The sequence below is a fragment of the Cyanobium sp. PCC 7001 genome, from assembly GCF_000155635.1.
Lineage (GTDB): Bacteria > Cyanobacteriota > Cyanobacteriia > PCC-6307 > Cyanobiaceae > NIES-981.
This window is the reverse complement of the sequence record NZ_DS990556.1, coordinates 2,107,499-2,127,377: the sequence shown is the minus strand read 5'-3', so window position 1 is coordinate 2,127,377 and position 19,879 is coordinate 2,107,499. Positions and strand designations below refer to the sequence as shown.

General features: G+C 71.7%; 21 protein-coding genes. 8 read left to right on the top strand and 13 right to left on the bottom strand.

The genetic code is table 11. The features are described from left to right. Window positions 1-23: 23 nt before the first annotated feature. Window positions 24-824 carry a tetratricopeptide repeat protein gene (locus tag CPCC7001_RS10465; RefSeq protein WP_006910442.1) on the bottom strand — a complete coding sequence of 267 codons (801 nt, stop codon included), beginning with the start codon at window positions 822-824 and terminating at the stop codon, window positions 24-26. A 68-nt stretch (window positions 825-892) separates the two neighbouring features. After that, window positions 893-1,978 carry a Holliday junction branch migration DNA helicase RuvB gene (gene ruvB / locus CPCC7001_RS10460; protein ID WP_006909247.1) on the bottom strand — a complete coding sequence of 362 codons (1,086 nt, stop codon included), beginning with the start codon at window positions 1,976-1,978 and terminating at the stop codon, window positions 893-895. Between the two features lie 68 nt (window positions 1,979-2,046). On the opposite strand from ruvB, the gene smpB reads away from it, so the two are divergent. Further along, window positions 2,047-2,547, top strand: coding sequence for an SsrA-binding protein SmpB (gene smpB, locus CPCC7001_RS10455; RefSeq protein WP_006911293.1), 501 nt, complete (start codon window positions 2,047-2,049; stop codon window positions 2,545-2,547). Window positions 2,548-2,558: 11 nt separating this feature from the next. Here smpB and CPCC7001_RS10450 read toward each other — a convergent pair whose 3' ends face one another. Then, window positions 2,559-4,619, bottom strand: coding sequence for a serine/threonine protein kinase (locus CPCC7001_RS10450; RefSeq protein WP_006910628.1), 2,061 nt, complete (start codon window positions 4,617-4,619; stop codon window positions 2,559-2,561). After that, on the bottom strand, window positions 4,619-5,632 hold the full coding sequence (locus CPCC7001_RS10445; RefSeq protein ID WP_043368957.1) for a cysteine synthase A: 1,014 nt from the start codon (window positions 5,630-5,632) through the stop codon (window positions 4,619-4,621). Before CPCC7001_RS10445 ends, CPCC7001_RS10450 begins: the two co-directional genes overlap by 1 nt. Window positions 5,633-5,699: 67 nt before the next feature. Between CPCC7001_RS10445 and egtB the strand changes: the two genes are divergently transcribed. The 5 genes from egtB to CPCC7001_RS10420 are packed head-to-tail and all read left to right on the top strand — an operon-like array spanning window position 5,700 to window position 9,562. Continuing rightward, window positions 5,700-6,971, top strand: coding sequence for an ergothioneine biosynthesis protein EgtB (gene egtB / locus CPCC7001_RS10440; protein WP_006910854.1), 1,272 nt, complete (start codon window positions 5,700-5,702; stop codon window positions 6,969-6,971). 56 nt (window positions 6,972-7,027) lie between these two features. After that, window positions 7,028-8,005: an L-histidine N(alpha)-methyltransferase gene (gene egtD / locus CPCC7001_RS10435; RefSeq protein WP_083782680.1), complete on the top strand. Its 978-nt coding sequence runs from the start codon at window positions 7,028-7,030 to the stop codon at window positions 8,003-8,005. Window positions 8,006-8,008: 3 nt separating this feature from the next. After that, window positions 8,009-8,260, top strand: coding sequence for a hercynine metabolism small protein (locus CPCC7001_RS10430; protein WP_043368955.1), 252 nt, complete (start codon window positions 8,009-8,011; stop codon window positions 8,258-8,260). After that, a complete protein-coding gene (locus CPCC7001_RS10425) occupies window positions 8,257-8,739 on the top strand; it encodes a hercynine metabolism protein (protein ID WP_006910426.1) in 483 nt (160 codons plus the stop codon). Before CPCC7001_RS10430 ends, CPCC7001_RS10425 begins: the two co-directional genes overlap by 4 nt. A gap of 25 nt (window positions 8,740-8,764) precedes the next feature. Next, complete coding sequence (locus CPCC7001_RS10420) at window positions 8,765-9,562, top strand: YdcF family protein (protein ID WP_006909860.1); 798 nt, start codon at window positions 8,765-8,767, stop codon at window positions 9,560-9,562. Window positions 9,563-9,586: 24 nt separating this feature from the next. Here CPCC7001_RS10420 and CPCC7001_RS10415 read toward each other — a convergent pair whose 3' ends face one another. From CPCC7001_RS10415 to CPCC7001_RS10385, 7 genes are all read right to left on the bottom strand, one after another. Beyond that, window positions 9,587-9,850, bottom strand: coding sequence for a hypothetical protein (locus tag CPCC7001_RS10415; RefSeq protein WP_043368954.1), 264 nt, complete (start codon window positions 9,848-9,850; stop codon window positions 9,587-9,589). A gap of 71 nt (window positions 9,851-9,921) precedes the next feature. Continuing rightward, window positions 9,922-11,490, bottom strand: coding sequence for a lysine--tRNA ligase (gene lysS, locus CPCC7001_RS10410; protein WP_006910424.1), 1,569 nt, complete (start codon window positions 11,488-11,490; stop codon window positions 9,922-9,924). A 66-nt stretch (window positions 11,491-11,556) separates the two neighbouring features. After that, complete coding sequence (gene rpaB / locus CPCC7001_RS10405) at window positions 11,557-12,321, bottom strand: response regulator transcription factor RpaB (protein ID WP_225867230.1); 765 nt, start codon at window positions 12,319-12,321, stop codon at window positions 11,557-11,559. Window positions 12,322-12,508: 187 nt separating this feature from the next. Next, window positions 12,509-13,822 carry a sugar ABC transporter substrate-binding protein gene (locus CPCC7001_RS10400; protein ID WP_006911807.1) on the bottom strand — a complete coding sequence of 438 codons (1,314 nt, stop codon included), beginning with the start codon at window positions 13,820-13,822 and terminating at the stop codon, window positions 12,509-12,511. After that, window positions 13,819-14,346: a hypothetical protein gene (locus CPCC7001_RS10395; protein WP_006909550.1), complete on the bottom strand. Its 528-nt coding sequence runs from the start codon at window positions 14,344-14,346 to the stop codon at window positions 13,819-13,821. The genes CPCC7001_RS10400 and CPCC7001_RS10395 overlap by 4 nt, the downstream gene beginning before the upstream one ends. Beyond that, on the bottom strand, window positions 14,343-15,083 hold the full coding sequence (mreC, locus tag CPCC7001_RS10390; protein WP_006911194.1) for a rod shape-determining protein MreC: 741 nt from the start codon (window positions 15,081-15,083) through the stop codon (window positions 14,343-14,345). Before mreC ends, CPCC7001_RS10395 begins: the two co-directional genes overlap by 4 nt. Before the next feature lie 5 nt (window positions 15,084-15,088). Next, window positions 15,089-16,135, bottom strand: coding sequence for a rod shape-determining protein (locus CPCC7001_RS10385; protein WP_043369946.1), 1,047 nt, complete (start codon window positions 16,133-16,135; stop codon window positions 15,089-15,091). 139 nt (window positions 16,136-16,274) lie between these two features. On the opposite strand from CPCC7001_RS10385, the gene CPCC7001_RS10380 reads away from it, so the two are divergent. Further along, window positions 16,275-16,682, top strand: a complete 408-nt coding sequence (locus CPCC7001_RS10380) for a single-stranded DNA-binding protein (RefSeq protein ID WP_006911799.1) — start codon at window positions 16,275-16,277, stop codon at window positions 16,680-16,682. Between the two features lie 125 nt (window positions 16,683-16,807). Here CPCC7001_RS10380 and ahcY read toward each other — a convergent pair whose 3' ends face one another. After that, window positions 16,808-18,235: an adenosylhomocysteinase gene (ahcY, locus tag CPCC7001_RS10375; protein ID WP_006911666.1), complete on the bottom strand. Its 1,428-nt coding sequence runs from the start codon at window positions 18,233-18,235 to the stop codon at window positions 16,808-16,810. 117 nt (window positions 18,236-18,352) lie between these two features. Between ahcY and tsaE the strand changes: the two genes are divergently transcribed. Further along, a complete protein-coding gene (tsaE, locus tag CPCC7001_RS10370) occupies window positions 18,353-18,811 on the top strand; it encodes a tRNA (adenosine(37)-N6)-threonylcarbamoyltransferase complex ATPase subunit type 1 TsaE (RefSeq protein ID WP_156796752.1) in 459 nt (152 codons plus the stop codon). Between the two features lie 8 nt (window positions 18,812-18,819). Here tsaE and CPCC7001_RS10365 read toward each other — a convergent pair whose 3' ends face one another. Further along, window positions 18,820-19,854, bottom strand: a complete 1,035-nt coding sequence (locus CPCC7001_RS10365) for a carbohydrate kinase (protein ID WP_043368948.1) — start codon at window positions 19,852-19,854, stop codon at window positions 18,820-18,822. Between the last annotated feature and the right edge of the window lie 25 nt (window positions 19,855-19,879).

Below are 19,879 nucleotides of genomic sequence, written 5' to 3'. Positions count from 1 at the left end.
TCAGATCAACGCAGGAGCGGGGCTCAGGCGAGAGCCAGAAACTGGCGCAGAGCCTCCACCGGACCCGGCGGCCAGCGCCGCGTCTGCCGCAACCATTCTTCCTGGCGGTAGCGGGGATCGAGGCCGGAGGCGGCGGCCCAGTTGCTCTCCGCCTCGCCGCGGGAGCCCTGGTGCCACAGCAGCGCCGTGAGGCCGGCGCGGGCATCGGCGAACAGCGGATAACGACGGATCAGGGAACGCAACGCCTGCTCCGCGCTGGCCAGGTCCCCCAGCTGGAAGGCGGCCAGCGCCGCGCTGGAGCGGGCCATGGCGAAACCCGGCCGGGCCGCTGCGGCCGCCTCGAAGCTGGCCCGGGCCGCGGCCCAGTCCCCCTGGGAGCCGCGCACGTTGCCCAGGTTGTAGAGGGCCGAGGCGTCGCCGGGATCCCGATCCAGAATCCAGGCGTAATCGGCGGCGGCGGCGTCCCAGCGGCCCAGGGCCTCCTCGGCGGTGCCGCGGTTGAGGTGGGGGTCGGGGCTGGAGGGATCGAGCTCGGCCGCGCGGCTCTGGTCGGCGATGGCCGCCTCCGCATCCCCCAGGGCCAGCCGCACGTTGCCGCGGTTGCTCCAGGCCGCCGCGTCGTCGGGGGCGAGGGCGAGCACCTGATCCCAGAGGGGCAGGGCCTCGGCGAAACGGCCCTGGCGGCTGGCCTCGAGGGCCTGCTCGAACAGCCGCTGATGGTCGGCGGCCTCGGCCGCCAGGGCGGCCCCGGTGCCCAGGCCCACGCCCACTCCCACGCCCACGCCCAGCAGCAGGGCCAGCGCCAGCAGGCCGCTCAGCAGCATCCGGACGATCCGGGCCGGCCGGCGTTGCGCGGCCGGAGGCGTGCGGGTGGGCAGGGGCGAACGGCGGGTCATGCCGCCTCGGCCAGGCTGGCGAGGTGGGCGCGACCCGCCTCGGTGAGCACGCGGCCGCGGGGGGTGCGCTGCAGCAGGCCCTGCTGCAGCAGGTAGGGCTCCACCACGGTCTCCAAGGTGGCCGGATCCTCCCCAAGCCCCGCCGCCAGGGTGTCGAGTCCCACCGGCCCGCCGCCGTAGGCCTCCAGCATCAGGCTGAGCAGGCGACGATCGTGGGCATCGAGGCCGCGGGCGTCGACCCGGTGCAGGCTGAGGGCCTGGCGCACCACCGCCGCACTCACGCGGCTGTGGCCCGACACCGCCGCCACATCGCGCACCCGCCGCAGCAGGCGGTTGGCGATCCGGGGCGTGCCGCGGCAGCGCCGCGCCACCTCGAGGGCGGCATCGGCCTCCAGCTCCAGCGCCAGCAGGCCGGCAGCCCGCAGCACGATCGCCTGCAGGTCGTCGAGGCCATAGAACTCGAGCCGCTGGATCAATCCGAAGCGATCGCGCAGGGGTGAACTGAGGGACCCGGCCCTGGTGGTGGCCCCCACCAGGGTGAAGGGGGGCAGGGGCAGGGAACGGGTGCGGGCGGTGGTTCCCTGGCCCACGGTGAGGTCGAGGCGGCCGTCCTCCATGGCCGGGTAGAGAAGTTCCTCCGCCACCCGGTTGAGGCGGTGGATCTCATCGATGAACAGCAGGTCGCGCGGCTGCAGATTCACCAGCAGCCCCACGATGTCGCGCGGACGCTCCAGGGCCGGCGCGCTGGTGATCCGGCAGCGCACCCCCAGCTCCTCGGCGAGCACCAGGGCCATGGTGGTCTTGCCGAGGCCCGGGGGGCCGTAGAGGAGCACGTGATCGAGGGCCTCGCCCCGGGCCCGGGTGGCCTCGATGGCGATGCCGAGCACCTGCTTGAGCTCCCCCTGGCCGATGTAGTCCGCCAGGCGGCGGGGCCGCAGTCCGTCCTCCCGAGGCGCCGTGGGCGCGACTTCGGCAGCGGCTGCGCGCGGATCCAGCAGCCGCCCGCTCGAGTCGCCACCCGCGCCACTGCCGGACGGTGAACGGCGGCGGGGGGCGGGAGAGGCTGAGGACACGATCGCCATCCCTGGAGGGTACCGGCCTCTGCCTAGGGTCGGGAGTCGAGCGGATCGGAACCAGAGGGCGGAACGGCATGGCCAAGGGCGGAGCAAAGAAGGCCGCCGCCCGCGCCCGGCGGGACGCCGCCAACCGCCTGCTGGCCGACAACCGGCTGGCGCGCCACCAGTACGAGATCCTCGACACCCTCGAGACCGGCATCGAGCTGCTCGGCACCGAGGTGAAGTCGATCCGGGCGGGCCAGGTGAACCTGCGCGACGGCTTCTGCCTGATCAGGAACGGCGAGCTGCAGCTGCACAACGTGCACATCTCGCCCCACAGCCACGCCGGCGCCTACTTCAACCACGACCCGCTGCGGGTGCGGAAGCTGCTGGCCCACCGCCGCGAGATCGACAAGCTGCGCGGCGCCCTCGACCAGAAGGGCCTCACCCTGATCCCCCTGAACCTGCACCTGAAGGGCTCCTGGATCAAGGTGACGCTGGGGCTGGGCAAGGGCCGCAAGCTGCACGACAAACGCCAGGAGGAGCGCCGCAAGCAGGATGCCCGCGAGACGCGGGCTGCCATCGCCCGATACTGAAACGGCCCCGCTCAGTTCGGCAGGGGCGGCAGCGGCTCAGGCGGAGTGTCGGGATCGCCCGGCCGGTCGGCATCGGCGCCGGGAGCGGGACGGCGGATCGGGTCCTGCGGCTGGGGCTGGGAGGGCTGATCCGGCGCCACCGGCTGGGGCGGATCCGGCACGGGCACCGCCGCCGGGGGATCCGCCCGCAGCGAGAGGGTGATCATCGCCGGCGCCACGCCGTCGTTGGTGACCAGCAGCTGCACCGGTGACTTGGCCTGGGCCGGCAGGCTCACCACCCGCAGCGCTCCCTTCGGCTCCAGCAGGCTGCCATCGGCCGCGAACACGCTCATCTGCATCAGCGGTGAGCCGTTCACCCCCAGCACCAGCCGGTTGCCGGGACTGAGCCGCACCGGAAACAGGCGGGCACCGCCGGCGTCCACCGCTGCCGACACCACCTGGGTCTGCCCGGGCTGGGCCTGGATGGCCTCGATCTGCACGGTGGCGAGGATCTGCTCGGCGGCGGCATACCAGAGCTGGCGGAAGGGCTCCGCCGGGATCGACGCTCCCGAGCGGCCCGGCAGGAGGTTCTGGGCGCTGCCCGACACCAGCTGGCGCAGCACCTCGGGGCTGATGCCCTGGTTCACCAGGGTGCGCTGGCGGCGCTCCCAGTCGGCGTTGGAGTAGTTGCCCAGCCGGCGCCGCAGCTCGATCGGCAGCTGCTCCACCCGCGCCAGCCACTCCTCCGCCAGCTCGTTCCAGATCCTGCGCAGCGGCGCATCCTCCAGGGCGTCACTGGGCAGCCGGCCGCCCCGCTCGGGGAACTGGGCCAGCAGGCTGGCGTCCACCAGCTTCAGGAACCAGGCCCGATCCACCTGCATCGCCCGCAGCCGGTTCAGCAGCTGCTGGCGCTGATCCACCTCCGAGGGGGGCAGGCTGCTGGGCAGCTGCAGGGCCGCATCCGGCGTGGAGGGCGGCGGCTGCTTGCCGCGGCTCAGCCACCACCAGCCCAGGGCCGTGCCCACCACGGCCGACAGCACCAGAGCGATCACCACCGGCCAGATGCCCCCCTCGGCCGCCTCCTCCCGGGCTTCGGCGCGGCTCATCGCGGTGACGGGGGGCACGGGGCTGCGCAGGGGGGGCAGCTCCGGGGGTGCCGCCGGGATCGCGGCAGCCGCCGCTGCCGATGCAGCCGCCGCTGCGGGGGAGGGGTCGGGCGGAGCCGGGGGGGGCACCAGCATCACGGTGCGATCGGCCCGGGGCACGGGGCCGGTGGAGTCCGGCATCGGCACCGCCTGGAAGGCGGCGAGGGCCTGGCCGGCGGATCGGAACCGCTGGTCGGGCTGGCGCTGCAGCAGGCGTTGCAGCTCCCGCTGCAGATCCGGTTCCCCGGCCAGAGCCGCGGGCCAGCGCCAGCTCAGGCTCACCGGATCAAGCAGTCGGGCCGGCGGGTCACCGCTGAGCAGCACCAGCGCCGTGACCCCGAGGGCGTGCAGGTCCATCCAGGGCAGGGGCTCGCTGCGCTCGGAACGCTCGGCCGGGGCGAAGCCCGGGGTGGCCACCACACCGCCGGCCACCAGGCCGAAATCGAGCAGCACCGGCAGGCCGTCGCTGTCCCGCCGCAGCAGATTGGCCGGGCACAGATCCCCATGCACCAGATCCTGGCCATGCAGCACGGCCAGCACCGGCAGCAGCTGACGCAGCAGCAGCAGCACCTCTCCGGCGCCGAACACCATCTGGCGCTCGCCCCGCACCTCCACCAGCTCCTGGAAGGTGCGGCCGATCTGCCACTCCCGCACCAGCCAGAGGTCGCCGTCCTGCCGCACCGGACTGCCCAGCCGCGGCACCTGGGGGTGAAGCACGCCCTGGAGGCGGTTCCAGCGGGCCACCGCCGCTTCCTGGTCGATGTCCGGTCCGAGCTGGCGCAGGGCCACCGGGCCCTCGCCGGCCAGCTGATCGCGGGCACGCCACAGGCTGCCCTGGCCGCCCTGGCTCAGACGCTGTTCGAGGCGGTAGCGCTCGCCCACGAGCTGGCCGGGCTGGGGTGAGGAGGCCGGCGAGGAGGCCGGCGGAGTGGCGGAATCAGGAGGCATCAGCCAGCCGCGGCCAGAGCCCGCTCAGGTTGCCGCAACCCCTTGGCCGCCAACCAGTCCCGGTCGTAGAGCCGCGACCGGTAGCGGTCGCCGCTGTCGCACAGCACGGTGACGATGGTGTGGCCGGGCCCCAGCCGCCGCGCCGTCTCGACCGCCGCCGCCACGTTGATCCCCACCGAACCGCCCAGGAACAGGCCCTCCTGCCACAGCAGGCGGTAGATCGTGTCGAGGGCCGCCTGGTCATCGATGCGCACGGCGTCATCCACCGGCGCCCCCTCGAGATTGGCCGTGATGCGGCTGTTGCCGATGCCCTCGGTGATGGAATTGCCCTCGCTGCTCAGTTCACCGGTGCGGGCCCAGCTGTAGAGGGCGCTGCCGTAGGGGTCGGCCAGCACGCAGCGCACCCGGGGGTTGCGCTCCTTGAGGAAGAGCGCCACGCCGGCATAGGTGCCGCCCGTGCCCGTGGCCGCCACCCAGGCATCCACCTTGCCGCCGGTCTGCTCCCAGATCTCCGGACCGGTGGTGGCGTAATGGGCCCGGCGGTTGGCCAGGTTGTCGAACTGGTTGGCCCACACCGCCCCAGGGATCTCGGCGGCGATGCGGCCCGAGAGCTTCACGTAGTTGTTGGGATCGCGGTAGGGCACGGCAGGCACCGTGCGCACCTCGGCGCCGAGGCTGCGCAAAAGACCGATCTTCTCCGCTGACTGGGTGTCCGGGATCACGATCAGGGCCCGGTAGCCGCGGGCGTTGCAGAGGTGGGTGAGGCCGATGCCGGTGTTGCCGGCGGTGCCCTCCACCACGGTTCCACCCGGCTGCAGCGCCCCCTCCTGTTCCGCCTCCAGCAGGATGCCCAGGGCGGCGCGGTCCTTCACCGATCCCCCCGGGTTCATGAACTCCGCCTTGCCGAAGATCTCGCACCCCGTGAGGGCGCTGAGGGCCGCCAGGCGGATCAGCGGGGTGTGACCCACCGCACCGACGAACCCCTGCACAAACCCCTGCGTGATCCCGCCCATGCCCTGACAACCGCGTGGCGGGATCGTAGGCAAGCTCCCTAAGGTCAGGCCTGAACCCGGTGAACCCATGACCACCGGCCTGCAGGCCCGCCTCCGCCAGGTGCGTCAGCACAGCGTGGCGCTGGTGGAACCGCTGCAGCCCGAGGATTTCTGCCTGCAGGGGATGGCCGATGCCAGCCCGCCCAAGTGGCACCTGGGCCACACCACCTGGTTCTTCGAAACCTTCGTGCTGAAACCGCGGCTCGCCGCGGGCGCTGCCCTGCCCTATGTGCCGGCCGAGAAGGCCTGGGGCTACCTCTTCAACAGCTACTACGACGCCGTCGGCGCCCGCCACCCGCGGCCGGAGCGGGGCCTGCTCAGCCGTCCCTCGATCGAGGCGGTGCTGGCCTGGCGGCAGCGGGTGGACGTGGCGCTGGAGCAGCTCCTGAGCGGCGAGGCCGGGCCCCTGTCGCAGCCCGACATGGAGCTCATCGAGCTGGGGCTGCAGCACGAGCAGCAGCACCAGGAACTGCTGCTGATGGACCTGCTGGACGGCTTCGGCCGCAACCCCCTGGCGCCCGCCTACGGCCCGGCTCCGGAGACCTGGTTCGCGGCGGCCTGGCGCAACGACGGCGGCAAGAGTGGGGGCAACGACTGCGGCAAAGGTGGCGGTGGCTGGCTGGAGCATCCCGGCGGCCTGGTGGAGATCGGCCATGGCGGCGAGGGATTCCATTTCGACAACGAAGCGCCGCGCCACCGGCAATGGCTGGAGCCCTTCGCCATCGCCGAACGTCTGGTGAGCAATGCCGACGTTGCCGCCTTCATCGCCGATGGGGGCTACCGGCGGCCGGAGCTGTGGATGAGCGAGGGCTGGGCGGAGGTCTGTGGCCGGGGCTGGCAGGCGCCCCGCTACTGGCGCGGCGAGGCCGACCAGCCGCTGGCGCAGCAGGAGTTCACCCTGGCCGGTCTGCGGCCGCTCGATGGCGAGGCGCCGGTGCGGCATCTGAGCTGGTTCGAGGCCGACGCCTACGCCCGCTGGGCCGGCGCCCGCCTGCCCACCGAGGCCGAGTGGGAAGTGATGGCGAACCGCCTGCCCCTGGCCGAGGGGGTGCTCTGGCAGTGGACCGCCAGCCCCTACCGCCCCTACCCGGGTTTCCGGCCGGCGCCTGGAGCGGTGGGGGAATACAACGGCAAGTTCATGAGTTCCCAGATGGTGCTGCGGGGCAGCTGTTTCCTCACGCCCCCAGGCCATGCCCGGGCCACCTACCGCAACTTCTACCCACCGGCCTGCCGCTGGATGGCCGCAGGCCTCAGGCTGGCCAAGGGCCCCGCTGACCCCATCTCCTCCCCCGCCGCGTGACCGCCCTTCCCTCCACCCAGGCCCGCCTGATCGACCTGCACCCGCAGCCCGCCGACATGGTGCGGCTGGTGACGGCTGGAATGGAGCGGCAGCCACGCCAGCTGCCGGCCTGGTTGCTCTACGACGCCGAGGGCTCAAGGCTGTTCGAAGCGATCTGTGCCCAGCCGGAGTACAGCCTGACCCGGGTGGAAACCTCCCTGCTGGAAACGCGCGCGGCCGAGCTCGCCGCTGCCCTCGGTGCGGGCGTGCTGGTGGAGTTCGGGGCCGGCAACGCCCGCAAGGTGGGGCCCCTGCTGGAGGCCCTGCGGCCTCCGGCCTACGTGCCCCTCGACATCAGCGCCGACCATCTGCAGGCCGCCTGCGAGGCCCTGCAGGCCCGCCATCCCCGGGTGCCGGTGCTCGGCATCTGCTGCGACTACAGCGCGCTGGGGCAGCTGCCGGCCCATCCACTGCTGGATGGCCAGCGGCTGCTGGGGTTCTACCCGGGCAGCTCCCTCGGCAACTTCAGCCCGGAGCAGGCCCAGACGCTGCTGGGGCAGTTCCGGCGGCTGCTGGGGCCCGGCAGCGCCCTGCTGATCGGCATCGACCAGCCCAAGGCCCCCGAGCGGCTCGAAGCGGCCTACGACGACGCGGCCGGGGTGTCAGCCGCGTTCGCGCGCAACCTGCTGGTGCGGCTCAACCGCGATCTGGGGGGCACCTTCGTGCCGGAGGCCTTTCGCTACCGGGCCCGCTGGGAGCCGGCGGCCAGCCGGATCGCCATGGCCCTGGTGAGCAGCCGCGATCAGGAGGTGCAGCTGGCCGGCAGGCGCTGGCAGTTCCGGGCCGGTGAGGAACTGATCACGGAGTACAGCGTGAAGTACAGCCCCGAGGCCTTCACGGCCCTGGCGGCCGCCTCGGGCTGGCGGACCGCCCGACGCTGGAGTGACCCGGCCGACGACCTCAGCCTCCACCTGCTGGTGCCGGGTCCCCCCCTGCAGGCCGGCGCCCAGGCAGCAGACTCGGGGTGCACAGCGCCGGAACAGGGGGAGGTCTGACGGATGGGGCGGGAGGAACAGCGGGCCGCGATGCGCCAGGTGCGCGAGGGACTGATCCACGAACTGGAGGAGCTGTACCGCAGCGCCTTCGACCGCATCAGCGACCAGGACCTGGGCGAGGGCGCCATCGCCCGCCTCACCCAGCTGCTGCTGCGCTCCCGCGAGGCGGCGATCACGCCGCTGCAGGAGGAGATCGAGGCGCCCCTGATCACCCGCGCCGCCGGGGAACCCGGCCCGGAGACCGGCACCCCATGAGCTGGCTCGACGACCTGGAGGCGCGGCTGGAGCAGGAGCTGGAGCGGTTCCTCGCCGCCAATCCCGACCAGGAGGCCCTGCTGCAGGACCAGGAAGACCGGGATCACCGCCGCGAGCTGCTGAGCCAGCGCCGCTCCCTGCAGAGCCAGGCGGAGCGTCAGCGGCAGGCCCTGCTGCAGCTGGCCGTCGAGATCCGCCAGTGGCAGGAGCGCAGCCGCAAGGCCCGCAGTGCCGGTGCCACCGACCTGGCCGATCGGGCTGAGGCCCATGGGGAGTCGTTGATGCAGCAGGGCCGCCGGCGCTGGCAGGAGCTGGCCGAGCTGGGGGTGCGCTTCAGCGAGCTGGAGCAGGCGATCACCGCTCTGGCGGCCCGCCAGGCCGAGGCCCGCCGGGCAGGCCGCGGTGTGGACCTGGAGCGCGACTGGGCGGCCTTCGAAGCCGAGCAGGAACTGGAGCGGCTGCGCCGCCGCCAGGGCTGAGCCCCAGGACGAGGAGCACACCGCCATGGGATTCCTTCTCTCCAAGCTGCTGCCTCTGGGGCTCTATCCCCTCGGGCTGGGCCTGCTGCTGCTGGCGGCCCGCGAAGCCCTGGCAGGCCAGCGCTGGGCCCGGCTGCTGGGCTGGGGCGGACTGGGGCTGATCTGGCTGTGCGCGATGCCCTTCACCAGCCGTCAGCTGATCTGGGGACTGGAGGAGCGCAGCACCGCCCTGGAGCCGGCCTCGTTGCCGGCGGCGGATGCCGTGGTGGTGCTGGGGGGCGGCCTGCGTCCCGCCCAGCCGCCGCGCCGTGGGGTGGAGGTGGGGGAGGCCGGCGACAGGCTGCTCACTGGCGTGCGGCTGCTGCGCCAGGGCAAGGCGCCCACCCTGGTCACCAGCGGCGGCCGCGTGCACTTCACGGCCGGGAAGCCGCCGCCCCCCGAAGCCGAGTGGGCCCGGGACCTGGCCGTGGAGCTGGGCATCGCCCCGGAGCGCATCCTGCTGGCCCGGGAGGCACGCACCACCGCCGAGGAGGCGCGCGACCTCGGCGCCATGGGCCGCACGCGCGGCTGGAGCCGGGTGCTGCTGGTGACCAGCGCGTCCCACATGCCCAGGGCTCTGGCCACCTTCCAGCGCCGCAGCGGCCTGGAGGTGGTGGCCGTGCCCACGGACTTCCAGCTGCCGCAGCGGGCCAGCTACGGCGCACCCACGCTGGGAAGCGCTCTGCTCAGCGTGGCGCCCGATGCGGAAGCCCTGTACCTGAGCACAGTGATGCTCAAGGAGCATCTGGGGTTGCTGGTCTACCGGCTGCGGGGATGGAGCTGACCGGCTCCCGGGTTCAGGCGGGCTTCACTGCTTGGGTGCCGGGGGCACGAGGCTCACCCCTTCGGGCGGCGGGGTGGGGTCAGGATCGGCGATCAGCATGTGCTGGAGCACGATCTCCGGGCGTTCGCTGTCACGCCAGCGGATCCGATAGGCGGGCATCTTGGTGCCCCGGCTGGTGGTCTGCTCCACGGGCTCCATCACCCAGCCCCGGCGGGAGCGTCCCTGGGGGTTGCGCTTCACAACGGCGTCTGCGTGCTGGAAGCGAAAACCGACGCGCTCTCCACTCATGGAATCGTTGCCCCCGGTGGGGGAGATTGCCTACCGTGAGCATTATCCCATTGCGCCCTGCCGGCCACGCGCTATTGGGCGTTCTCAGGCGCCTCGTGCTGCTTGGGGTGCTCGGGCTGATCTGAATACCCGGAGTGGTCGGCTGAGTGCTCGGGCTTGAGCAGCGGGAAGGCGATCACATCGCGGATGGAGGTGCTGTCGGTGAGCAGCATCACCAGCCGGTCGATGCCGATGCCGAGGCCACCGGTGGGGGGCATGCCCACCTCCAGAGCCTGGAGGAAGTCCTCGTCCACGCCATGGGCCTCCAGGTCACCGGCGGCCTTGCGCGCCTGCTGGGCCTCCAGGCGTTGGCGCTGATCCAGCGGATCGATCAGCTCGCTGAAGGCATTGGCGGTTTCGCGGCCCACGATGAACAGCTCGAAGCGCTCCACCATCCCCGGCTTGCTGCGGTGGGCCCGGGCCAGAGGCGAGTTCTCCACCGGATAGTCGAGCACGAAGGTGGGCTGAATCAGGGTGTCCTCCACCCGCTGCTCGAAGGCCTCCACCAGCAGCCGGCCAACCGAATCGGCCGGCTCCGGCACCACCAGACCCGCCGCCTCCATGGCGGCGGCGGCCTCGGCACGGCTGGCGAATCCGGTGAAGTCGAGCCCGGTGGCCTGCAGCACCAGATCATGCATCGTGGCGCGTCGCCACGGGGGAGCCAGATCGATGGCGGTGCCTTGGTAGGTGATGGCGGTGGTGCCGCACACCTGCTGACACACGTGGGCCAGGAGCTGCTCGGTGAGCTCCATCATGTCGGTGTAGTCGGCGTAGGCCTGGTAGATCTCCACCGAGGTGAACTCCGGGTTGTGGCGGGTGCTCACCCCCTCGTTGCGGAAGATGCGGCCCAGCTCGTACACCCGCTCGAAGCCGCCCACCACCAGCCGCTTGAGGTGCAGTTCGGTGGCGATGCGCAGGGTGAGGGGCAGATCGAGGGCGTTGTGGTGTGTCTCGAAGGGCCGGGCATCGGCGCCGCCCGGCTGGCTCTGGAGCACCGGGGTCTCGATCTCCAGGAAACCGCGCTCATCCAGCCAGCGCCGCATGGCGCTCACCGCCAGGGCACGGCGCCGGAAGGTTTCACGCGTGTGGGGCGACACGATCAGATCCAGGTAGCGCTGCCGGTAGCGCTTCTCCACGTCGGCCAGGCCGTGCCACTTGTCCGGCAGAGGCTGCAGGCTCTTGCTGAGCATCGTCCAGCTCTTCACCTTCACCGAGAGCTCACCCCGGTCGGTGCGGCGCAGGCTGCCCTCCACACCGATCAGGTCGCCGGCGTCCACCAGGGTGGTGATCTGGCCGAAGGCCCCCGGCGGGGGCGCCTCGGGGCAGGCCGCCTCCAGGGTGGCCTTCTCCAGATAGAGCTGGATCGGGCCGCTCTCATCGGCGAGGGTGAAGAAGGCCAGCTTGCCCATCACCCGGCGGGTCATCACCCGACCAGCCACCGCCACCGCCACATCCCGCTCCTGGCCGTTGGGGAGATCGGCATGGGCCTGCTGCAGCTGTGCGGTGCTGTGGCTGGGGGAGAACCGCAGGCCATAGGGCCCCTGGCCGAGGCTGGCGAGGGTCCGGGCTTTCTCCAGGCGGGTCTCGCGCAGCTCCGACACGGGGGCAGAACAGTCAGCTGGGGGCCATCCTGCAGGAGCGTGCGGCCGGCAGATGCCGTGCCGTGATCAGCCGGCGGCGGTGAGGCTGGCGTCGCCGACGCGCTGGGAGGCGTAGCCCGTGCCCCGCACGGTGAGGATCAGCTCGGGATTGCGCGGATCGGGCTCCAGCTTGCCGCGCAGGCGCGCCACGTAGACGTCCACCACCCGCAGATCAGCGGCGCGGCGGGGTGGATAGCCCCAGAGCTGCTCGAGGATCTCGGCGCGGGGCACCACCCGCCCGGGCTCGCGGAACAGCAGCTCCAGCAGGCTGAACTCGGTGTAAGTGAGGGCGATGCGCTCGCCATCGCGGGTGACCTGGCGGCGGTTGGTGTCCACCACCAGATCACCCAGCCGCAGCACGCCCGTGCCCGAGGGCTGCTCCCGGGGCTCGGCGGAGGCGGAGCCGCGGCCCACGCGGCGCAGGATCGTGGCGATGCGGGCTTCGAGTTCCTTGGGGCTGAAGGGCTTGGGGAGGTAGTCGTCGGCGCCGAGGTCGAGGCCGGACACCCGCTCGGCGATGGCATCGAGGGCCGAGAGAAAGATGATCGGCACGCACGACTCGGCCCGCAGCCGGCGGCAGACGGCGAAGCCGTCCAGCTTGGGCAGCATCACGTCCAGCACCACCAGGTCGGGCTGTTCCTGATGGAAGAGGGTGAGGGCCTCCTCGCCGTCCTCAGCGCAGATCACCCGGTAGCCGGCGAGCTGCAGACGCATCAGCAGCACGCGCCTGACGGCGGCTTCGTCGTCCACGACGAGGAGCGTGGCCTTGGGCTCTGCGGGCGTGGTCGTCATGTCCGCAGAGGGCATGGGCGCTGCGCCTTTGGCGTGAAGAATCGCAACCATACCCCTGAGAGCGCCGAAAGGTCATCCCCCCGGGGCGAGCGCCACCTGAGGCCCTGCATCAGGCTTAAGGATTTCTATGGAAACAGACACGGTGGAGCGGTGCTGCTACGGGCGCCTGCAGCGAGCAGGTCCTGCGTCAGGGCCAGCGGGCGGCCGCGTAACGGTCCCACTCCTGGCGGGCCCGGGAGAGCGCCACATCGCTGTCGAGCTGGCCGAGCATGGCCCGCTGCAGCTGGGTGTAGATGATCGACTGCAGCCGCTTGATGCCCGGAATCGCCGGCACCAGCACCTGGGCGCTCTCCAGGGTGGTGGCCGAGAGCAGTCGGGCGTTCTCCACCAGCCGCTGGGGTGGATCCAGCGGCCCCGGGTCGCGCAGGCTGGCCTGCAGACGCTCCAGCGCCCCCGTGGCCGAGGGCAGCACCCTCGCCTGCTCGGCGAAGCGGTACTGGTTGGCGGCATCGGTGAGGAACAGGCCGAAACTCACCGCCTCGGCGGCCATGGCGCTCTGCTTGGGCACCACCAGGTTCATCACCGCCACATTGGCGGCCCCGTCGGCGCCGGTGAGGGGGGGATAGGGGGCGGTGCGGGCGGCCACGCCGGGGGCATTGGTCTGGAGGTTGCGCAGGAAGTCGGGGCCGGTGGACACCTGGGCCAGATCGCCCGACTGGTAGAGCTCGATCGCCCGGCGGTAGCCCTGGCTCACCACCTCGCGGGGCAGCAGGCCGCGGCGGTAGAGATCGCTCCAGAAGGCGAAGGCGCTCCGGCCGGCCGCGGTGTCGAAGGCGGCGCGCTGGCGGTCGTCCAGCAGACGAACGCCCATCTGCACCATCGACTCCAGCAGCTCGGCCGAATCGTCGGGCACCACGGTGGTGAACAGGGCGTAACGGCCGGTGCGCCGCCGCACCGCCTCGGCGTAGGCCGGCACGTCCTGCCAGCGGGCCGGTGGGGCGGCATAACCCGCCTGCTCGAGCAGACCGCGGTTGGCCATCGTGATCCGGGCCGTGAGGTACCAGGGGATGGCGAACTGATCGCCGCCCTGCCGGCCCGCCTGCCAGATGCGCGGCAGGTAGCGCTCGGCGGCGCCCTCCGGCAGCACGGGCGTGAGGTCGAGCAGGCCTCCCTTGCTGGCCAGATTGGCGGCGAAGGGGGGGTTGAGGTTGACCAGATCCGGAGCGGTGCGGGCGAAGACGGCGGCCAGGAGCTTGCGCTCCACCGAGGCCCAGGGCACGTCGGTCCATCGCACCCGCACCCCGGGGTTCTGCTGCTCCCACCCCTGGATCACGTCCTGGAGGTAGTCGTTGAACTTGGGAGCCAGATCGAGCGTCCAGACGTTGAGCTGCCGCCGCCCATCGGAGCCTGAGCGCGAACCGCCACAGGCCGCCAGGGCCGTGCTGAGGCCGGCGGAGGCCCCGGCAAGGGCCAGGCCCTGCAGGACCTGGCGGCGCTTCATCCCCATCGGCCCAGCCCTCCCAGCTCGGTGCGCAGGCCGGGGGCCTGCTGGCGCCACAGCAACAGCTGCAGCGAGCACAGCATCGGTGCCAGCAGAGCGGTGATCAGGGTCTGGGCGGCCAGGGTGTGCAGGGCGGCGGGGCCCAGCGGCCCCAGCCAGCGCTGCTGCAGCAGCAGCGTGCCGCCCAGGAAGGCGGCACCGACAAGGGCCAGAAGGCCGAGATTGAAGCTGCGCTCGATCGGCGGGGCCTTGCGCCCCAGCCGACCCCACCACCAGCCCAGCAGCAGCAGCGCGGGGATTTGGGTGAGGGGGCCGGGATGCAGCCCATCGAGCATCAGGCCGAGCGCCAGGCCGGCCAGAGCCCCGGACCAGGGCCCATCCACTAGGGCCCAGGGCAGCAGCCACAGCACCGCCCAGCAGGGCGCCACGCCCGCCAGCTTGAGCAGGCCCGGCGAGGCCAGGGTGAGCAGCGGCACCAGCAGACCGGTGGCCACACACCAGCGCTGGCGTGCCAGCGCGCTCATCGCACCCTCACCTGCACCCAGTCCACGGCATCCACCGGAGCACTGAGCTGCACCAGCGCCTCCGGTGCCGGCACCGCATCCTCGTCCACGCTCTGCACAACGCCCACCGTGAGGTTGGGGGGCACCAGCGTGCTGGCCGGCGAGGTCACCACCAGATCGCCGGGCCGCAGGTTGAGGTCCTTCTCGATGAAGCGCAGCAGGGGCCGGGCGGTGCCTGTGCCCACCAGCAGGCCGTGGCGCTGGGCGCGGCCCACCCACACCCCGACCCGGCTGGACGGGTCGGTGAGCAGGGTCACCGTGGCCGTGGTGGGGGTGACGGTGGCCACCCGGCCGATCAGCCCGCCCGGGGCCACCACCGCATCGCCGGGCGCCACCCCCTGAAGCGAGCCGCGGCCGATCAGCAGCTGCTGCCACCAGCCGGCCGCCTCGCGGGAGATCACCGGGGCGCTGAGCTCCTCGCCCGAGCTGCGCTGCAGCTCCAGCATCTCCCGCAGCCGCCGGTTGTCCGCCTCCAGCACCGTGAGCCGCGACTGCTGATCCAGCTGCTGGGCGGCCTTGAGCCACTCGCTCTGGGCGGAGCCGGGCCAGAACGGGCGGCTCAGCAGGGCGTAGAGGTCATTGAGCACCGCCCCCTTGCTCAGACGCACCCCCGCCAGGGCCAGCAAAAGCAGCACCCAGGGCCAGGACACCCGGAACAGCCGCAACGACGGCAGCCTGAGCCTGCGGCCCGCCTGCATCGGGATCAGGCCGCCTGGCGCACGAAGTCAGGGGTGTCGAGCACGCGCTCGAGGCGCTTGTAGTCCTCCAGCACCATGCCGCAGCCCATCACCACACACAGGAGGGGGTCTTCGGCGGTGTGGGTGAGGATGCCGGTCTCGTGGCTGATCAGATCGCTGATGCCGCGCACCATGGCCCCACCGCCGGCCAGCATGATGCCGCGGTCCACGATGTCGGCGGCCAGCTCGGGTGGGGTGCGCTCGAGGGTGCGCTTCACCGCCTCCACGATCACGTTGAGCGGCTCGGCCATGGCCTCGCGGATGTCACCGGCACGCACGTTGATGGTGCGGGGCAGGCCGGAGAGGAGGTGCAGGCCGCGCACGTCCATGGAGGTCTCGTCGTGCTCGTCGTCGGGGAAGGCGGAGCCGATCCGGATCTTGATGTCCTCGGCGGTGCGCTCGCCCACCACCAGGTTGTGCACCTTCTTGAGGTACACGCTGATGGAATCGCTGAGCTCATCGCCCGCCACCCGCACCGATTCGCTCAGCACGGTGCCGCCCAGGCTGAGCACCGCCACTTCGGTGGTGCCGCCACCGATGTCCACGATCATGGTGCCCACCGGTTCGGTCACGGGCAGGCCGGCGCCGATCGCCGCGGCCACGGGTTCGTCGATCAGGTGCACCTCGCGGGCGCCGGCCAGACCGGCCTCGCGCACGGCCCGGCGCTCCACGCCGGTGACGCCGCTGGGGATGCCGATCACCAGGCGCGGCGCCACGATGCCCCGCCCCTCGTTGCCCTTCTGGATGAAGGTCTTGATCATCTGCTCGGCGGCGTCGAAGTCGGCGATCACGCCATCCCGCAGCGGGCGCACCGCCCGGATGTTGCCCGGGGTGCGGCCGAGCATCATCTTGGCCTCGTCACCCACGGCCAGAGGCACGCCACGCTCCAGGTCGAGGGCGACCACCGAGGGTTCCTGCAGCACAATGCCCTTGCCGGACACGTACATCAGGGTGTTGGCCGTTCCCAGGTCGATGCCGATGTCGCGGGAGAACTGGAAACGACGAAAGAACACGGACATCCCGCCTGGCAGCCCCGAATCATAGGGGGGGCAACCCGATCCCTCCCCAACCGTGCCGCCCGGTGGAACTGAACCGGTGAGGCCCCCGACCGGGGTGCCGCATCATTGATCCAACAGACCAAGGAGACCCACCATGGGCGTTAATTCCATCACCCTCGTCGGCCGGGCCGGCCGCGACCCCGAAGTGCGCTACTTCGAATCCGGCAGCATGGTGGCCAACCTCACCTTGGCGGTGAACCGCCGCAGCCGCGACGACGAACCGGACTGGTTCAACCTCGAGATCTGGGGCAAGCAGGCCCAGGTGGCGGCCGACTACGTGAAGAAGGGCTCGCTGCTGGGCATCATCGGCAGCTTCAAGCTCGACCGCTGGACCGATCGGAGCAGCGGCGAGGAGCGCACCAAGCCCGTGATCCGGGTGGACCGGCTGGAACTGCTGGGCTCCCGCCGCGATGCCGAGGCCTCCATGGGCGGGGGCGGCGGCTACGGGGGTGGCTCCGGATTCGGGGGTGGCGAGCCCAGCGAAGAGGAAGTGCCGTTCTGAGGGCCGCCTGAGGGCCGCGTTCTGACAGACCATCTGAAGGCCATGAAAAAACCCACCGGCCTGAACCGGTGGGTGATGGGGCGGGAGGTTCGTTCCAGCGCTCTGCCGGAAGCGAGCCTGGCGGATCAGTAGCGGTAGTGATCCAGCTTGTAGGGACCCTCCACGGGCACGTTGATGTAGGCCGCCTGCTCAGCGGTGAGCTCGGTGAGCTTGGCGCCGATCTTCTCGAGGTGGAGGCGGGCCACCATCTCATCGAGATGCTTGGGCAGCACGTACACCTCCTTGGCGTACTGATCGCCCTTGGTGAACAGCTCGATCTGGGCCAACACCTGGTTGGTGAAGGAGTTGCTCATCACGAAGCTGGGGTGACCGGTGGCACAGCCCAGGTTCACGAGCCGGCCTTCGGCCAGCAGGATGATCCGGTTGCCGCTGGGCAGCAGGATGTGGTCCACCTGGGGCTTGATGTTCTCCCAGGGGTACTGCTTGAGGGAGGCCACATCGATCTCGTTGTCGAAGTGGCCGATGTTGCACACGATCGCCTGGTCTTTCATGGCGATCAGGTGCTCGTGGCGGATCACCTTGAAGTTGCCTGTGGCGGTCACGAAGATGTCCACATCGCGCACCACGTCGTCGAGACGCACGACGCGGTAGCCCTCCATCGCGGCCTGCAGGGCGCAGATCGGATCCACCTCGGCGATCATCACCGTGGCGCCGAGACCCCGCAGGGACTGGGCCGAACCCTTGCCCACGTCGCCGTAGCCCAGCACCAGGGCCACCTTGCCGGCCACCATCACGTCGGTGGCGCGCTTGATGGAGTCCACCAGCGATTCACGGCAGCCGTAGAGGTTGTCGAACTTGCTCTTGGTGACCGAATCGTTGACGTTGATGGCGGGGAAGGGGAGTTCGCCCGCTTTCTGCAGCTGGTACAACCGCGCCACGCCCGTGGTGGTTTCCTCGGTGACGCCCTGGATGGCGGCGTGGATGCGCGAGTAGAAGCCCGGCTGGGCGGCCAGCTTCTGGCGGATGGAGTTGAAGAGGGCGGTTTCCTCCTCGTTGGACGGGTTGTCCAGAACGGAAGGATCCCTTTCGGCCTTGGTGCCGAGGATCACCAGACCGGTGGCATCGCCGCCGTCGTCCAGGATCATGTTGGGGGTGCCGCCATCGCCCCACTCCAGGATGCGGTGGGTGAAGGCCCAGTACTCATCGAGGGTCTCGCCCTTGTAGGCGAACACCGGCACGCCGGCGGCCGCGATCGCCGCGGCGGCGTGGTCCTGGGTGGAGAAGATGTTGCAGCTGGCCCAGCGCACCTCGGCGCCGAGGGCCACCAGGGTTTCGATCAGAACGGCGGTCTGAATCGTCATGTGCAGGGACCCCGCGATGCGGGCTCCCTTGAGGGGCTGCTCGGCACCGAACTTGCGGCGCAGGGCCATCAGGCCCGGCATCTCGGTTTCGGCAATGGCGATCTCCTTGCGGCCGAACTCGGCCAGGCCGAGATCAGCGATCACATAGGAGGATGTGGTCTGCAACGAGGGTGCAGCGGGTGTAGCCACCATGGGTCTTCGGCTCCAGAGAACGGCTCGCTCCCGGCTGGGAGGGCGTTGGGGTGAACGTGCTGCGGAGACGCCGAGGCTTCGGGCTCGCTTGAGCGGCAATCTACAGAGAGGTTCAAGATCCGCGTGAGCCCTGCCGTGCCGCTCTGCCGGTGTGTGTCGCTGGCCGACGCCGCTGCCACACGCGCTTTGGGGGCCGAACTGGCCGGCCTGCTCGCCCCAGGCCCGGCGATCGTGCTGCTGCGGGGCGACCTCGGTGCGGGCAAGACCTGCCTGGTGCAGGGCCTGGCGGCGGCCCTCGGCATCGACGAACCGATCACCAGCCCCACCTTCGCCCTCGCCCAGCACTACGGCCCGCTTGTGCACCTCGATCTCTACCGCCTGGAGCAGCCGGCCGCCGCCGATGAGCTCTTCGCCCAGGAGGAGGAAACGGCGCGGGAGGTGGGCGCGGTGCTGGCGGTGGAGTGGCCGCAGCGGCTGAGCTTCATCCCCGCGGAGGCCTGGCAGGTGGAGCTGGAGCTGCCGGAGGGGGGCGATCCTGAGGCGGGCCGTCTGGCCCGGGTGTGGGCCCCGCGCTGACGCCGCTGCTATGGCCGCTGCCAATGGCCGCTGAGGAAGCCCGCCACGGCCTCCGCGCTGGGCTGGGGATCGATGGCTCCAGGCGCCTGGCACACCAGGGCCCCGCAGGCGCTGGCGAAACGGATCAGCTCCACAACCCCGGCCGGGTCCTCACCCCGCAACAGGGATGGACGGGCGCAGAGGCCATGCAGCACGCCCGCGGTGAAGGCATCCCCGGCGCCGGTGGTGTCGGCCACGGCCACCAGGAAGGCGGCCAGCTCCCCGGTGGCGGCGCCAAAGGTCCAGCGCACGGGGTTGGCTCCATCGGTGACCACCACGGCGGGCCGGCGGGGCAGGGCCTGCCGCACCGCCTCGGGGGAAGTGCGGCCGAACAGCCAGAGGGCTTCCTCCGCCGCGCACTTCACCAGGGCGGCCTGGCCGAGTAGCTCCAGGATCAGCTGCTGCTGGGCCTCGCTGGGGGGGGCGTCGGGAGCCGCCGCCCCATCCCAGAAGGTGGGGCGCCAGTTCACATCCACCGCGATCGCCACCCCGGCCGCGGCGGCCAGGGCCACGGCCCGCCGCAGGGCAGCCGCCGCGGCCGGCCTGGCCAGGGGGATGGTGCCCACCAGCAGCCAGGCGGCCCCATGCAGCAGTCCGCCGTCCCCCGCCAGGGCTGCGGCGAGGGGTTCGGCCTCCAGGGCCTCATCGGCGAATCCGTCGCCCCGATCCCCCGCAAAACCGCCGAACTGGCGATCACCCTGCCGGTCACGCCGCACCAGCACCACCCGGGAGGGGCGCCGCGGGTCCCATTGCAGGGCGGCGGTGTTGACCCCACGGCCGGCGAACAGCCCGGCGAATGCCTCGCCGATCGGGTCCTGGCCGAGCCTCCCCAGGAACGCCACCGGGGTGCCCAGGCGGGCCAGGGCACAGGCCACATTGGCCGGCGCCCCGCCGAGACGGTCGTCGATCTGATCGGGATCGGCCGTGGCCGGATCGCCGCCGGGCGGGCCCAGGCGGTCCACCAGGGCCTCCCCGAGGCAGAGCACCGAAGGGGACGCGACCATCAGGCTGCGGTTCGTCTGCCTCCAG

Coding starts and splice junctions, on each gene's coding strand:
- CPCC7001_RS10420 (WP_006909860.1), top strand. CDS start 8,765: ATGGGATTCCTTCTCTCCAAGCTGCTGCCTCTGGGGCTCTATCCCCTC.
- rpaB (WP_225867230.1), bottom strand. CDS start 12,321: ATGACGACCACGCCCGCAGAGCCCAAGGCCACGCTCCTCGTCGTGGAC.
- CPCC7001_RS10380 (WP_006911799.1), top strand. CDS start 16,275: ATGGGCGTTAATTCCATCACCCTCGTCGGCCGGGCCGGCCGCGACCCC.
- CPCC7001_RS10465 (WP_006910442.1), bottom strand. CDS start 824: ATGCTGCTGAGCGGCCTGCTGGCGCTGGCCCTGCTGCTGGGCGTGGGC.
- CPCC7001_RS10400 (WP_006911807.1), bottom strand. CDS start 13,822: ATGAAGCGCCGCCAGGTCCTGCAGGGCCTGGCCCTTGCCGGGGCCTCC.
- ruvB (WP_006909247.1), bottom strand. CDS start 1,978: ATGGCGATCGTGTCCTCAGCCTCTCCCGCCCCCCGCCGCCGTTCACCG.
- CPCC7001_RS10450 (WP_006910628.1), bottom strand. CDS start 4,619: ATGCCTCCTGATTCCGCCACTCCGCCGGCCTCCTCGCCGGCCTCCTCA.
- egtB (WP_006910854.1), top strand. CDS start 5,700: ATGACCACCGGCCTGCAGGCCCGCCTCCGCCAGGTGCGTCAGCACAGC.
- CPCC7001_RS10365 (WP_043368948.1), bottom strand. CDS start 19,854: ATGGTCGCGTCCCCTTCGGTGCTCTGCCTCGGGGAGGCCCTGGTGGAC.
- smpB (WP_006911293.1), top strand. CDS start 2,047: ATGGCCAAGGGCGGAGCAAAGAAGGCCGCCGCCCGCGCCCGGCGGGAC.
- egtD (WP_083782680.1), top strand. CDS start 7,028: ATGGTGCGGCTGGTGACGGCTGGAATGGAGCGGCAGCCACGCCAGCTG.
- CPCC7001_RS10430 (WP_043368955.1), top strand. CDS start 8,009: ATGGGGCGGGAGGAACAGCGGGCCGCGATGCGCCAGGTGCGCGAGGGA.
- CPCC7001_RS10415 (WP_043368954.1), bottom strand. CDS start 9,850: ATGAGTGGAGAGCGCGTCGGTTTTCGCTTCCAGCACGCAGACGCCGTT.
- mreC (WP_006911194.1), bottom strand. CDS start 15,083: ATGCAGGCGGGCCGCAGGCTCAGGCTGCCGTCGTTGCGGCTGTTCCGG.
- CPCC7001_RS10445 (WP_043368957.1), bottom strand. CDS start 5,632: ATGGGCGGGATCACGCAGGGGTTTGTGCAGGGGTTCGTCGGTGCGGTG.
- ahcY (WP_006911666.1), bottom strand. CDS start 18,235: ATGGTGGCTACACCCGCTGCACCCTCGTTGCAGACCACATCCTCCTAT.
- CPCC7001_RS10395 (WP_006909550.1), bottom strand. CDS start 14,346: ATGAGCGCGCTGGCACGCCAGCGCTGGTGTGTGGCCACCGGTCTGCTG.
- CPCC7001_RS10425 (WP_006910426.1), top strand. CDS start 8,257: ATGAGCTGGCTCGACGACCTGGAGGCGCGGCTGGAGCAGGAGCTGGAG.